Here is a 13,361-nt window from a genome sequence, read left to right on the forward strand (position 1 = left end):
GTTACCCTGCGCGGATGATCCGGCTCTCCTTCCTGCTGTTGCTGCTGCCGCTGTGGTCTGCCACCAGCGTCGCCCACGCGCAATCCACGCGCCTGAACCGCTGCACCGATGCACAGGGCCGGAGCGTCTATACCGACCGCCCCTGCGACAGCCTGGGTGCACAGTCACGGCTGCCGCCGCCTGCGCCCACCGGCAGCACCCTGCAGCGCGACACCCTGGGTGCACGCTGCCCACGGCGGCTGAGCGAGCTGGTGGAAGCGCTGCGTACCGGCATCCTCAGCAACGACGTGAACCGGCTGTCCTCGCTGTACCTGTGGGGCGCGGTCTCCGACGCCGGCGCGCAGCGCATCCTCGGCCAGCTGGAATCATTGGCGCGGCGGCCGCTGGTGGACGTTGTGCCGGTGTATCCGCGGCAGGAACAGGACACCTCGCAGGCGCTGGAGCAGGGTGATCCGGTGCCAGGCTCCGAGCCCGAACCGGCTGCCGCGCGGCATCCGGTCGGCCTGCGCCTGGAGCAGACGTTGCCGGGCAGCGTTGCACGTGCCTCCACCGTGCTGGGATTGCGGCGGCAGTACGGGTGTTTCTGGATCACGTTGTGATCGCAGGGGCTCATCCACGCATGGCGCGGATCTACTGCATCCGGTGAGGGGTCAGCGCCGCACGTTGCGGGAAACCGACCCTGTTGGCATCACGCCGGCCACAGCCCGCGGATGGCGGCGATGCCCTGCCCGCCATGGCGGCGCGCTTCGGTGATGTGGCCGCTGCCCATGCCCCCCAGCGCATAGATCGGCAGTGACACCTGCGCACGCAGCTCGGCGAAAGCATCCCAACCCAGCGGTGCGGCGTCGGGGTGGCTGGCAGTGGCCTGCACCGGGCCCAGCACCGCGAAGTCGCAGCCCAGCTGTTGTGCCGCCTGCAACTGCTGCAGGTCGTGGCAGGACGCCGCCACCAGCTGCCCCTCGGGCAACGGGCGCTGCGACAGCTGCTGCAGCTGTTCGCTGCCCAGGTGCACGCCCACGCTCAACGCGCGTGCCAGCTCGATATCGCGGTTGAGCAGCCACTGCACACCGCTGCGACGATGTGCACGCACCACTTGCTCGACCATTGCCTGCCGCTGCGGGTGCGCCGGTGGCAGGCGCAGCTGGATGCGCTGCTGGCCCGCCGCCACCGCGCGCTGCAGCTGGTCATGCCACTGCTGCACGCTGCCGGCATCGTCGGCCGGCGCCGGGGTGATCAGGTAGCTGTCGGGCTGGCGCAGGGCCGCCACCACCGGCAGGTCGGCCGGCGGCATCGAATAGCGGCCCAGCTTGTCCGGCGCCACCCAGGTGATCGCCTGGCCTTCGCGCCCGCGCGGCGTGCCCTTCCAGCTGCGCACATGGCGCACTTCCAGGGTCAGGTGCTTGTCCGGATAGCGCTGCGGAACATCCATCAGCCACTCACCGACATCGGCCTCGATGCCCAGTTCCTCGCGCAGCTCGCGTACCAGCGCCTGTTCGGAGGTCTCGCCGGATTCGCGCTTGCCGCCGGGGAATTCCCACAGGCCGGCCATGTCGCGGTTCTCGGTACGGCGGTTGAGCAGCACGCGGCCACGGGCGTCGGTGATGACGGCGGCCACGACGTGGATCGATCGGGTGGGAGGAGCCATGCGCAGAGCATGCCCAGAACAGGGGGACCGGCGCAATCGCGGATCCACCCTGGATCACCCGCCGGAAATGAAAAGCCCCGCTTTCGCGGGGCTCTCCGGAGGTCAGCTCAGCTGGCCGTGGCAGTGCTTGTACTTCTTGCCACTGCCGCAGGGGCACGGGTCGTTGCGGCCGATCTTCGGCTCATCGCGCTGCAGCTGCGCTACGGCCTGGCGTTCGGCCTCCACCTGCGCCGCTTCCTCGTCGGCGCTGTAGCCGCCCGCGTCCTGGTGCTGGAACTGCGACTGGCTCAGGCGTGCCTGGGCCTGCTGGCGCTCTGCCGCTTCCAGCGCCTGCACCTCTTCGTCGCTGCGGATGCGCACGCGCGACAGCAGGGTCACCACTTCGCGCTTCACGTTCTCCAGCATGTCGGAGAACAGTTCGAAGGCTTCCTTCTTGTACTCCTGCTTCGGCTGCTTCTGCGCGTAACCACGCAGGTAGATGCCCTGGCGCAGGTAATCCATGCGTGCCAGGTGCTCCTTCCAGCTCTGGTCCAGCACGGTCAGCATCACGTGCTTCTCCAGCGCGCGCATGGTCTCTTCGCCCACGCCGGCTTCCTTCTCGGCGAAGTGCTGGTTGACGCGCTCCTGCACCTTGGCGGCGATGGCCTCAGCGTCCAGTTCCTCGTGGTCCTTGACCAGGTCGGTCAGCGACATCTGCAGGCCGAAGTCCGACTCCAGGGTCGCTTCCAGGCCACGCAGGTCCCACTGCTCGTCGATCGAGTTCGGCGGCACGAAGCGGGCCACCACGTCGAAGATCACGTCGTCGCGGATGCCGTCGACGTTGGCCTTCACCGACTCGGCGTCCAGCAGTTCGTCGCGCTGCGCGTAGATCACCTTGCGCTGGTCGTTGTTGACGTCGTCGAAGTCCAGCAGGTTCTTGCGGATGTCGAAGTTGTGGGCCTCCACCTTGCGCTGCGCCTTCTCGATCTGGCGGCTGACCAGGCGGTCCTCGATGACGTCGTCTTCCTTCATGCCCATCATGCGCATGGCCTTCTGCACCCAGTCGGAGGCGAAGATGCGCATCAGGTTGTCTTCCAGCGACAGGTAGAAGCGGGACGAACCCGGGTCACCCTGTCGGCCCGAACGGCCACGCAGCTGGTTGTCGATACGGCGCGACTCATGGCGCTCGGTACCGACGATGTGCAGGCCGCCGGCCGCCTTGACCGCCTCGTGGCGCTTCTGCCATTCGGCCTTGACCGCGGCCTTCTGCGCGTCGGTCGCGTCCTCGCCCAGCTCGTGGATTTCCGCTTCCAGCGAACCGCCCAGCACGATGTCGGTACCACGGCCGGCCATGTTGGTGGCGATGGTCACCGCCGCCGGACGACCGGCGTTGGCGACGATGGTCGCTTCGCGGTCATGCTGCTTGGCATTGAGCACTTCGTGCTGCACGCCGGCCTTGCGCAGGTGCTCGGACAGCATTTCCGAGGTTTCGATCGAGGTGGTACCCACCAGCACCGGCTGGCCGCGCTTGGCGCACTCTTCGATGTCGGCCAGCACCGCGTTGAACTTGCCCTTGCGGTTGAGGAACACCTGGTCCGGGCTGTCCTTGCGGATGGTCGGGCGGTTGGTCGGGATCACCACCACTTCCAGGCCATAGATGCTCTGGAACTCGAACGCTTCGGTATCGGCCGTACCGGTCATGCCGGACAGCTTCTTGTACATGCGGAACAGGTTCTGGAAGGTGATGCTGGCCAGCGTCTGGTTCTCGCGCTGGACCGGCACGCCTTCCTTCGCTTCCACGGCCTGGTGCAGGCCATCGGACCAGCGACGGCCGGACAGGGTACGGCCGGTGAATTCGTCGACGATGACCACTTCGCCATCGCGCACGATGTAGTCCACGTCACGCTGGTAGATCGCGTGCGCGCGCAGCGCGGCGTTGAGGTGGTGGACCACGGTCAGGTTCTGCGGGGCGTACAGGCCTTCGGTCTCGGCATTGAGGATGCCGGCGTCGACCAGCAGCTGCTCGGCGTGCTCCATGCCCGCTTCGGACAGGTGCACCTGCTTGCCCTTCTCGTCGACCCAGAAGTCGCCTTCGCCGTCTTCCACTTCCTGCTTGACCAGGTTCGGCACGACGCGGTTGACGCGGATGTACAGCTCCGGGGAATCGTCGGCCGGGCCGGAGATGATCAGCGGGGTACGTGCTTCGTCGATCAGGATCGAGTCGACTTCGTCGACGATGGCGTAGTGCAGGCCGCGCTGGTAGCGGTCGGCCTTGGACAGCGCCATGTTGTCGCGCAGGTAGTCGAAACCGAATTCGTTGTTGGTGCCGTAGGTGATGTCCGAGGCATAGGCTTCGCGCTTGTCGCTGTGCGGCATGCCCGGGTACACCACGCCCACGCTCAGGCCCAGCCAGTTGTACAGCTTGCCCATCTGCGCGGCATCGCGGCGGGCCAGGTAGTCGTTCACGGTGACCACGTGCACGCCCTTGCCTTCCAGCGCGTTGAGGTACACCGGCAGGGTCGCTACCAGGGTCTTGCCTTCACCGGTGCGCATTTCTGCGATCTTGCCCAGGTGAAGCACCATGCCGCCGATCAGCTGCACGTCGTAGTGGCGCATGCCCAGCACGCGGCGGCCCGCTTCGCGGCAGACCGCGAACGCTTCCGGCAGCACCTTGTCCAGGGCTTCGCCGCCGGCGATGCGCTGCTTGAACTCCGGCGTCTTGGCCTGAAGCTGCTCGTCGGAAAGCTTCTCGATCTCCGGCTCCAGCGCATTGATCTTGGCGACGATGCGGTTGAGCTGGCGCAGCTGTCGTTCGTTACGACTGCCAAATACGCGGGTAAGCAGGCTGTTGATCATTGAAGGAACCGGGTTGGATGGACACGACGCCCGGCCTCCCCCTTGGGATCCGTCCGCCGCAAACGAAACAGGGCGCCTGGCGCCCTGTCGATGGCAACACCCATTGTAGCTTGGGACGGCCGCAAGGGGTTTCAACCCCGTGGGTAGCGCCGGCCGCTGGCCGGGTACCTCGTTCGGGCCCCTCAAGGAATTGCCGGCCAGCGGCCGGCACTACCAGATCAACCGCATCGGGTCAGAGCCCTTCCGCGGCGCGGAAGGGATCCGACCGGGGATCAGCCGCGGCTGATGCGGCCGACCGGCGTGTTGCCGCCGTCGCCGAGGAACTTGCGCGGGTTGACCACGTTGCCGTTCTCCCACACTTCGAAGTGCACGTGGGCACCGGTCGAACGGCCGGTGGAACCGGCCTTGGCCACTTCCTGGCCGGCACGGACCAGGTCACCGGCCTTCACCACCAGGCGCGAATTGTGCGCGTAGCGGGTGACATAGCCATTGCCGTGATCGACGTCGACCACGTTGCCGTAGCCGCCCTTCACGCCGGCAAAGCTGACCACGCCTTCGGCCACGGCCATCACCGGATCACCGACCCTGGCGTGGAAATCCATGCCCTTGTGGGTGGCGGCACCGCGGCCGAACGGGTCGGCGCGGGTGCCGAAGCCGGAGGTCACGTAGCTGTTGCGGATCGGCATGCGCGAAGGCACGGCGTTCTGCTGCAGCTGGTGGTCGAACATCAGCGATTCCATCACCGACAACTGGCGGCCTGAAGCAGCGAAGCGCTGCTCCAGCACCTGTAAGTCGGCGTTGACGTCCTTGACCGGGATGTCGCTGGTCGGGCCGCCGGCGTCGCCGTCACCGAGACCCGGGGTCTCGTTGAAGTCGAACTCGCCGTCTTCCAGCTTGCCCATCTGGGTCAGCCGTTCGCCAAGCGCGTTGAGGCGGGTGGCTTGGGCCTGCAGCTCGCCCAGGCGGGCCGCCAGCGCGTTGACCTGGGTCTGCGCATCGCGCTTGACCTTGGCCAGCTCTGCATCCTGGCGCTCGACCTTGGCCTGCAGCCGGGAATCATTCAGCGCGCTGGCGCCAATGCCGCCGGCAAGGCCGATAATGCAGCCTACCCCGAGCACGCTGCCCAGCAGGGCGCGGGGGCGGTCCTCGAAATAGAACCGCAAACGCGTGATCGGCGACGCCTTGGCCTGTCCTTCACGCGTTTTGATTACGATCTTTTTGAATGCCATCAGTGAGTTTTCATGTCTGAGCCGAAATCCAGCGTTCGCCCCGCGTCAGTGCCGAAACCGGCGCTGGATGCGGTGATGGCGGACAAAAGCGGGAACCCGCTGCGGCGTGCCTTGTGGCTCGACGCGCTGGACCGTCAGTTGCGCCCCCAGTTGCCGCCACCTCTGCGCAGCCGTTGCCGGCTGGCCAATGTGGACGGGGAACACCTCGTTTTTCTCGTCGAGTCCCCGGTCTGGCATGCCAAGGTGCGGCTTGCCGAAGCCCAGTTGCTCGACGCGGCCCGTTCCATCGGGCTGAAGGCCACCAGGGTGACCATCAAGACTGCGTCTCCCACTCCCACGCGCTCCCCAGCGCTCGACAACCGGAATGGACCCCACGCAGTTTCAGCCGCCACGCACAAAGGGCTACGCGACGCCTTGGCTTGCCTGCAGGACGTTCCTTCGAAGCCGAAGAAGCGGTCCTGACGACAACGGAGCATCCGGCTCCGCTCCCCGTCGCTCGTGTCACCACGGCGTGAAACATTTCGGGGGCCGGGTCGCATCCTAGCTGCCATCCGGGGGCCTGTCGTTAGATTGGTGTTAACATTACGTTAAATTCAGGCTTTCGATCCAACAGGTTCACAAAACCGTGACCTCGAGCCGCGCTTGACGGACCTCAAGCACGCTGAATACGCCGCAGCCGCCACGAACGACAACGCCGCCCTCTCGGGCGGCGTTTTTGTCTTCCAATTCAACAACCTGCGGCAATCAGGCGTAGGCCGGAGTGGCGTATTCCACCGGATCCGGGGTCGCCGGCGAGTCGAAGCTGACCCATTCCCAGGCCGTGGCATCGGCCATCAGCGCGCGCACCAGCTTGTTGTTGAGCGCGTGGCCGGACTTGAAGCCCTCGTAGGCCCCCAGCACCTGGCCACCGGCCAGATAGAGGTCGCCGATCGCGTCGAGAATCTTGTGGCGCACGAACTCATCGGCGTAACGCAGGCCGTCTTCGTTGAGCACGCGGAACTCGTCCAGCACGATGGCGTTGTCCATCGAACCGCCCAGGCCCAGATTGCGCTCGCGCATGTATTCCAGGTCCCGCATGAAGCCGAAGGTGCGCGCGCGGGAGATTTCCTTGGTGTAGGCCAGCGTCGAGAACTCGATTTCCTGGCGCGACTGCTTGGCCGGGATCATCGGGTGGTCGAACTGGATGGTGAAGCCCAGCTTGTACCCCTCGTACGGGGTGAAGCGGGCCACCTTGTCGCCCTCGGTCACTTCCACGGTCTTCAGCACGCGGATGAAGCGCTTGGGCGCATCCTGTTCCACGATGCCCGCCGACTGCAGCAGGAACACAAACGGGCCGGCCGAACCGTCCATGATCGGCAGCTCGGCCGAGGACAGTTCGACGATGATGTTGTCCACACCCAGGCCGGCCAATGCCGACATCAGGTGTTCGACGGTCTGGATCTTGGCGTCGTTGCAGGTCAGGCCGGTGCACAGGGTCACTTCGGTGACAAGTTCGGCCTTGGCCGGCACTTCCACCACCGGGTCCAGGTCCACGCGGCGGAACACGATGCCATGGTTGACCGGTGCCGGGCGCAGGGTCATGTAGACCTTGTCACCGCTGTGCAGGCCAACGCCGGTGGCGCGGATCGTGTTCTTGAGGGTGCGTTGCTGGATCATGGGGGATGGACCGGAAGTGACACATTAGATTAACACGCACGCTCCCCTACCCTGGCTGAAAGGCCGGCAGGACACACCGGCACGCCAGTAGGACGGGCGTGAAGCAGGGCGGCCGGGCCCATCCTGGCCCGGCGCCCGCGTTTTCAGGACATGGTGGCGCAACCCGGGGAGGACAAGCCCCGGGCTACCCCGCTCAGTCCGCCTGGCGGCGCAGGAAGGCCGGGATGTCCAGGTAGTCGTTCGGCAGTTCCGCCGCTGCCGGGGCCGAAGCGGCCGGCGCCGACGGGGTGGAGGCCGCTGCGGTATCGCTGCTGGCACGACGCAGGCCCAGGCCCATGCCGCCGACGGCCTTTGACACGGCGTCGCCGCCGTTGTCGAAGTCGCCGAACTCCGGCTGGCCGGTGGTCGCATTGCGCACCAGCTTGATCGGTGCACGCTCGCCCGGGCGCTGGGTCTTGCTGGCCGAGACGCGGTTCAGGCCGGTGGCCACCACGGTCACGCGCACTTCGTCCTGCATGTCCGGATCGAGCACGGTGCCGACCACCACGGTGGCGTCTTCGGAAGCGAAGCCATCGATGGTGCGGCCGATCTCGTCGAACTCGGCCATGGTGAAGTCGGCGCCGGCGGTGATGTTGACCAGGATGCCGTTGGCACCGGCCAGGTTCACGTCGTCCAGCAGCGGGTTCTGGATCGCCGATTCGGCGGCGGCCTGCGCGCGGTCATCGCCGCGGGCGGTACCGGTGCCCATCATCGCCAGGCCCATTTCGGACATGACGGTGCGCACGTCGGCGAAGTCGACGTTGATCAGGCCCGGACGCACGATCAGGTCGGCGATGCCCTGCACGGCGCCCTGCAGCACGTCGTTGGCGGCACGGAAGGCCTGGATCATGGTCGCGTTGCGGCCCAGCACGGTGATCAGCTTTTCGTTGGGGATGGTGATCAGCGAGTCGCAGTGCTGGCTCAGTTCCTCGATGCCCTTCAGCGCCACCTGCATGCGGCGACGGCCTTCGAACGGGAACGGCTTGGTGACCACGGCCACGGTCAGGATGCCCATTTCCTTGGCCAGCTGGGCCACCACCGGCGCAGCGCCGGTGCCGGTGCCGCCGCCCATGCCGGCGGTGATGAACACCATGTCCGCACCCTGCAGCGCGTCCATGATGCGCTCACGGTCTTCCAGCGCGGCCTGGCGGCCGACTTCCGGGTTCGCGCCTGCGCCCAGGCCCTTGGTCACGTTGGTACCCAGCTGCAGCTGCAGCTTGGCACCGCAATTCTTGATGGCCTGCGAGTCGGTGTTGGCGGTGATGAATTCCACGCCATCCACTGCCGAGTTGACCATGTGCGCCACGGCATTGCCGCCGCCGCCGCCCACGCCAACCACCTTGATCACCGCATTGGGTGCCATCTTTTCGATCAGTTCAAAATGCGCCATGTCCGTGTCCTCGTTGTATCCGCTTCGGCTGGCATGGGCATTCGGGCGTCCTGCCCTCCTGCTGCATGCCGGCGTTGCGGCTGTGTGGGTTGTGTGTTGCCGGTGTTGCGTTGTGATGCGGGTACTGCGGGTGTTGCGCCCGGGCGAGGCCCGGTCTTGCGGATTCCGCGTCAGAACTCGCCGCGGAACCAGGTCTTGAGTTTCTTGAACATGCTTCCGGCGCGGCCGGTCGGCAGCGACGGACGCCGCGGATGCTCGATCTGGCTGCCCATCAGCAGCAGGCCCACGCCGGTGGCATGCACCGGGTTGCCGACCACTTCGCCCAGCCCGGTGACGTGCTGCGGAATGCCCACGCGCACCGGCATCTGCAGCATTTCCTCGGCCAGCTCGACCACGCCTTCCATCTTCGAAGCGCCACCGGTCAGCACCATGCCGGCGCGCACCAGTTCCTCGAAGCCGGAGCGGCGCAGTTCGGCCTGCACCATCTCGAAGATTTCCTCGTAGCGGCCCTGCACCGCCTGCGCCAGCGAATGGCGCGGCATGCGGCGCGGCGGGCGGTCGCCCACCGACGGCACCTGGATGCTTTCCTCGGCAGTGGCCAGCTGGGCCAGCGCGCAGGCGTAGCGCACCTTGATCTGCTCGGCTTCCGGGGTCGGCGTGCGCAGCATGTGCGCGATGTCGTTGGTCACGTGGTCGCCGGCGATCGGCAGCGAGGCGGTGTGGCAGATCGCGCCTTGCACGAACACCGCGATGTCGGTGGTGCCGGCGCCCATGTCGACCAGCACCACGCCCAGCTCGCGCTCATCGGCGGTCAGCACCGCCACGCTGGAGGCCAGCGAGGACAGCACCAGGTCATCCACCTGCAGGCCGCAGCGCTGCACGCACTTGCTGATGTTGGCCGCGGCCGACTGCGCGCACACCACCAGGTGGGCGTGCACTTCCAGGCGTACGCCGGTCATGCCGACCGGGTTGCGGATGCCTTCCTGCGAATCGTCCAGCACGTACTCGCGCGGAATCGCATGCAGGATCTTCTGGTCGGCCGGGATCGCCACCGCCTTGGCCGCGTCCAGCACGCGATCCAGGTCGCCCCAGGTCACTTCACCGTCGCGGATCGGCACGATGCCCGGCGAATTCTTGCACTGCACGTGGTTGCCGGAGATCGAGGCGTACACCGAGCGGATCTCGCAGCCGGCCATCAGCTCGGCTTCTTCCACCGCGCGCTGGATCGACTGCACGGTCGATTCGATATCCACCACCACGCCGCGCTTGAGCCCGCGCGACTCGTGCGAGCCGATGCCGATCACTTCGATCGGGTTGCCCGGCGAATACTCGCCCACCAGCGCCACCACCTTGGAGGTGCCGATGTCCAGGCCAACGATCAGCGATTTGTCACCCTTGCGATTCATGTCCTTTCCTGCGTCCTGCTGGCCGGGGTCGCCGGCGTTTTCGCCGGCGTGGCCGGGGTACCCCAGCTCAGCGTGAAACCATTGGTGTAACGGAGGTCGGCGCGCTCGATCGGCGCGTCCTGGCGGTTGAGCTGCGGCAGCACCTTGACGAAGCGCTGCATGCGCGAGCGCGCGTCGTCACGGCCGACCACCACTTCGGTGCCGTTGCTCAGCACCAGCGACCAGCTGCCACGCGCATCCATCGTCACCCGGCGCACATCGACGCCGGCCGGTGCGAACAATGCACGCGAGTCGCTGTACAGCTTCATCACTTCTTCGGTCTGGCTGTCCGGGCCGTCCAGTTCGGGCAGCGCCAGGTCGGCCAGCTTCTTCGGCGTGGGGAACAACTTGCCCTGCTCGGAGACCAGGCGGTCGTTGCCCCAGCGCGCGAACGGCTTGTGCTCGACCAGGGTCACTTCCAGCACGTCCGGCCACTGCTTGCGCACCTGCGCGCTTTCCACCCACGGCAGTTTTTCCAGGGCGTCCTGCGCGTCCTGCAGCTTGACCGCGAAGAAACCGGCATGGGCATACGGCAGCAGCACCTGCTGCAGCTGTTCGGCCGGCACCCGCTTGAACTCACCGTGCACGCGCAGCTTCGCCAGCGGCCAGCGCTCGGCGCCGACCCAGCCATTGACCACGGCCACCACCGGCAGTGCAACCACCGACAGCGCCAACAGCCAGACGAAGATGCGCAGCACCGCGTTCATGCGTGTGGGGCCTCCAGGGTCTGTTCCAGCACGCGCCACACCAGTTCCTCGAAACCGATGCCGGCCTGTGCGGCCGCCTTCGGCACCAGCGAGTGGCTGGTCATGCCCGGTGCGGTGTTCACTTCCAGCAGGAAGAAGCGGCCGCTGGCGCGGTCGCGCATCACGTCCACGCGGCCCCAGCCGCGGCAGCCGGCGGCACGGAACGCGGCCAGCGCGATGCGGCGGATCTCGTCTTCGTCAGCACCGTCCAAGCCCGGGCACAGGTACTGGGTGTCCTCGGCGATGTACTTGGCGTTGTAGTCGTACCACTGGCCCTTGGGCACGATGCGGATCGACGGCAGCGCCACGTCGCCGAGGATGGCCACGGTCAGCTCGTCGCCGACCACCATCTGTTCCATCAGCAGCTGGCCGTCGTAGCGCGCGGCCAGGGCCACCGCCTCGTCCAGGCCGGCCTCGTCGGTGACCCGGCTGATGCCCACGCTGGAGCCTTCATTGGCCGGCTTCACCACCACCGGCAGGCCCAGTTCGGCGGCATTGGCGTGCACGTCCTCGGCCGTGACCTTGCGGTACTGCGGGGTCGGCAGGCCCAGCGACAGCCACACCTGCTTGGTGCGGATCTTGTCCATGCTCAGCGCCGAGCCCAGCACGTTCGAGCCGGTGTACGGCACGCCGAAGGCGTCCATCAGGCCCTGCACGATGCCATCCTCACCGCCACCATTGTGGCCGTGCAGGATGTTGAACACGCGGTCGACACCGCCGGCGGCCAGCTCCTTGGCCAGCGCCGGGATGCCGTCCACGGCGAACGCATCGATGCCGCGTGCCTGCAGTGCTTCCAGCACGTTGCGGCCGGAGTCCAGCGACACCTCGCGTTCGCTGGAACTGCCACCCAGCAGCACGGCGACGCGGCCGAACACGGCCGGGTCGGTCACGCGCAGCGGCGGGAAGGTCAGCGTGCTCACGCCTCGCCCTCCGCCTTGAACCCTTCCACGGCGATGTGGCTGGCCACGGCGCCGATGTCGCCGGCTCCCATCATCAGCAGCAGGTCACCGTCCTGCAGTACGTCCGGCAGCACGCTGGCCAGTTCGGCCGCCTTGCCCACCACCACCGGCTCGCTGCGGCCGCGCGCACGGATGGCGCGCGCCAGCGCATGCGAATCGGCGCCGGCAATCGGCTCTTCGCCGGCCGGGTAGACCTCGCTCAGCACCAGCGCGTCGACGCTGGACAGCACTGCGGCGAACTTGTCGAACTGGTCGCGGGTACGGCTGTAACGGTGCGGCTGGAAAGCCACCACCAGGCGCTTGTCGGCCCAGCCACCGCGGGCGGCGGCGAACACCGCTTCCAGCTCGCTCGGGTGATGGCCGTAGTCGTCGATGATGCGCACCTTCGCACCGCTGGCGGTGGTCACTTCGCCCAGATCGTTGAAGCGACGGCCGACACCGGCGAAGCCTTCCAGTGCGCGCGCGATCGCATCCGGCGCCACGCCCAGCTGCCAGCCCACTGCTGCCGCGGCCAGTGCGTTCAGCACGTTGTGCCTGCCCGGCAGCGCCAGCACCACTTCCTGGCTGGTGCCCTGCGGCAGGCGCAGGGTGAAGCGCATGCGCGACCCTTCCTGCACCACGTTCTCGGCGCGCACGTCGGCCTGCGGGCTCATGCCGTAGCTCATCACGTGGCGCGGGGTCTTGGCGGCCAGCGCGGCCACTTCCGGATCATCGATGCACAGCACCGCCAGGCCATAGAACGGCAGGCGCTGCAGGAACTCGGCGAAGGCCGCCTGCACGCGGGCGAAATCGTTGCCGTAGTTCTCCAGATGATCGGCATCAATGTTGGTGATGATCGACATCAGCGGATTCAGGCGCAGGAAGCTGCCATCGCTTTCGTCGGCCTCGGCCACCAGCCACTGGCCACCACCCAGCTTGGCGTTGGCACCGGCGGCCAGCAGCTGGCCACCGATCACGAAGGTCGGGTCCAGGCCGCCTTCGCTCAGCACCGCAGCGGTCAAGCTGGTGGTGGTGGTCTTGCCGTGGGTACCGGCCACGGCGATGCCGCGGCGGAAGCGCATCAGCTCGGCCAGCATCGCCGCGCGCGGCATGATCGGAATGCGCTGGCTGCGCGCTTCCATCAGTTCCGGGTTGTCCTCGCGGATCGCGCTGGACACCACCACGCAGTCGGTGCCCAGCACATTGGCCGCCGAGTGGCCGCGCATGATGCGCGCCCCCAGGCCGGCCAGGCGGCGGGTCGCGCCGTTGTCGGCATTGTCCGAGCCGGAGACTTCGTAGCCCAGCGTCAGCATCACTTCGGCGATACCGCTCATGCCGGTGCCGCCGATGCCGACGAAATGCACGCGCGGGAAGGCGCGCACCAGGTCGTTGGTGTCGTGCAGGCGACGGATCATGCGCGGCCTCGCGCAGGGCAGGC

Annotated in this window: 10 protein-coding genes and 1 pseudogene; 2 read left to right on the forward strand and 9 right to left on the reverse strand. The window is 67.3% G+C overall.

Annotated elements, in window-relative coordinates; genetic code table 11:
• Positions 1–14 precede the first annotated feature (14 nt).
• A complete protein-coding gene (locus N5C18_RS09715; RefSeq protein WP_164241693.1) occupies positions 15–599 on the forward strand; it encodes a DUF4124 domain-containing protein in 585 nt (194 codons plus the stop codon).
• A gap of 89 nt (positions 600–688) precedes the next feature.
• Here the strand turns inward: N5C18_RS09715 and N5C18_RS09720 are convergent, their stop codons facing one another.
• From N5C18_RS09720 to N5C18_RS09730, 3 genes are all read right to left on the reverse strand, one after another.
• Positions 689–1,645 carry a Nudix family hydrolase gene (locus tag N5C18_RS09720; RefSeq protein ID WP_164241692.1) on the reverse strand — a complete coding sequence of 319 codons (957 nt, stop codon included), beginning with the start codon at positions 1,643–1,645 and terminating at the stop codon, positions 689–691.
• A gap of 102 nt (positions 1,646–1,747) precedes the next feature.
• Positions 1,748–4,480 carry a preprotein translocase subunit SecA gene (gene secA / locus N5C18_RS09725; RefSeq protein WP_164241691.1) on the reverse strand — a complete coding sequence of 911 codons (2,733 nt, stop codon included), beginning with the start codon at positions 4,478–4,480 and terminating at the stop codon, positions 1,748–1,750.
• 272 nt (positions 4,481–4,752) lie between these two features.
• Positions 4,753–5,709 carry a M23 family metallopeptidase gene (locus N5C18_RS09730; RefSeq protein WP_004154230.1) on the reverse strand — a complete coding sequence of 319 codons (957 nt, stop codon included), beginning with the start codon at positions 5,707–5,709 and terminating at the stop codon, positions 4,753–4,755.
• Between the two features lie 12 nt (positions 5,710–5,721).
• Between N5C18_RS09730 and N5C18_RS09735 the strand changes: the two genes are divergently transcribed.
• Positions 5,722–6,171 carry a DUF721 domain-containing protein gene (locus tag N5C18_RS09735; protein ID WP_004154229.1) on the forward strand — a complete coding sequence of 150 codons (450 nt, stop codon included), beginning with the start codon at positions 5,722–5,724 and terminating at the stop codon, positions 6,169–6,171.
• 282 nt (positions 6,172–6,453) lie between these two features.
• Here N5C18_RS09735 and lpxC read toward each other — a convergent pair whose 3' ends face one another.
• From lpxC to murC, 6 genes and pseudogenes are all read right to left on the reverse strand, one after another.
• A complete protein-coding gene (lpxC, locus tag N5C18_RS09740) occupies positions 6,454–7,365 on the reverse strand; it encodes a UDP-3-O-acyl-N-acetylglucosamine deacetylase (protein WP_004143722.1) in 912 nt (303 codons plus the stop codon).
• A 193-nt stretch (positions 7,366–7,558) separates the two neighbouring features.
• A complete protein-coding gene (ftsZ, locus tag N5C18_RS09745) occupies positions 7,559–8,794 on the reverse strand; it encodes a cell division protein FtsZ (protein WP_040008912.1) in 1,236 nt (411 codons plus the stop codon).
• 170 nt (positions 8,795–8,964) lie between these two features.
• Positions 8,965–10,200 carry a cell division protein FtsA gene (gene ftsA, locus N5C18_RS09750; RefSeq protein WP_005408083.1) on the reverse strand — a complete coding sequence of 412 codons (1,236 nt, stop codon included), beginning with the start codon at positions 10,198–10,200 and terminating at the stop codon, positions 8,965–8,967.
• Positions 10,201–10,271: 71 nt separating this feature from the next.
• Positions 10,272–10,946, reverse strand: a pseudogene (locus tag N5C18_RS09755) (cell division protein FtsQ/DivIB); the annotation flags it as partial.
• Entirely contained in the window at positions 10,943–11,905 is a 963-nt protein-coding gene (locus tag N5C18_RS09760; protein ID WP_279944402.1) for a D-alanine--D-alanine ligase, read from the reverse strand. The gene N5C18_RS09760 and the pseudogene N5C18_RS09755, both read right to left, overlap by 4 nt.
• Positions 11,902–13,338 (reverse strand): UDP-N-acetylmuramate--L-alanine ligase, encoded by a 1,437-nt coding sequence (murC, locus tag N5C18_RS09765; protein ID WP_053510455.1) that lies wholly within the window; start codon positions 13,336–13,338, stop codon positions 11,902–11,904. Before murC ends, N5C18_RS09760 begins: the two co-directional genes overlap by 4 nt.
• Positions 13,339–13,361: the final 23 nt, after the last annotated feature.

The sequence above is a fragment of the Stenotrophomonas sp. GD03930 genome (genome assembly GCF_029839665.1).
Lineage (GTDB): Bacteria > Pseudomonadota > Gammaproteobacteria > Xanthomonadales > Xanthomonadaceae > Stenotrophomonas > Stenotrophomonas forensis.

What these genes read in the sequence shown, in the direction of transcription:
- N5C18_RS09735 (WP_004154229.1), top strand. Translation starts at nt 5,722, where the DNA reads ATGTCTGAGCCGAAATCCAGCGTTCGCCCCGCGTCAGTGCCGAAACCG.
- secA (WP_164241691.1), bottom strand. Translation starts at nt 4,480, where the DNA reads ATGATCAACAGCCTGCTTACCCGCGTATTTGGCAGTCGTAACGAACGA.
- N5C18_RS09720 (WP_164241692.1), bottom strand. Translation starts at nt 1,645, where the DNA reads ATGGCTCCTCCCACCCGATCGATCCACGTCGTGGCCGCCGTCATCACC.
- murC (WP_053510455.1), bottom strand. Translation starts at nt 13,338, where the DNA reads ATGATCCGTCGCCTGCACGACACCAACGACCTGGTGCGCGCCTTCCCG.
- ftsZ (WP_040008912.1), bottom strand. Translation starts at nt 8,794, where the DNA reads ATGGCGCATTTTGAACTGATCGAAAAGATGGCACCCAATGCGGTGATC.
- N5C18_RS09730 (WP_004154230.1), bottom strand. Translation starts at nt 5,709, where the DNA reads ATGGCATTCAAAAAGATCGTAATCAAAACGCGTGAAGGACAGGCCAAG.
- ftsA (WP_005408083.1), bottom strand. Translation starts at nt 10,200, where the DNA reads ATGAATCGCAAGGGTGACAAATCGCTGATCGTTGGCCTGGACATCGGC.
- N5C18_RS09715 (WP_164241693.1), top strand. Translation starts at nt 15, where the DNA reads ATGATCCGGCTCTCCTTCCTGCTGTTGCTGCTGCCGCTGTGGTCTGCC.
- lpxC (WP_004143722.1), bottom strand. Translation starts at nt 7,365, where the DNA reads ATGATCCAGCAACGCACCCTCAAGAACACGATCCGCGCCACCGGCGTT.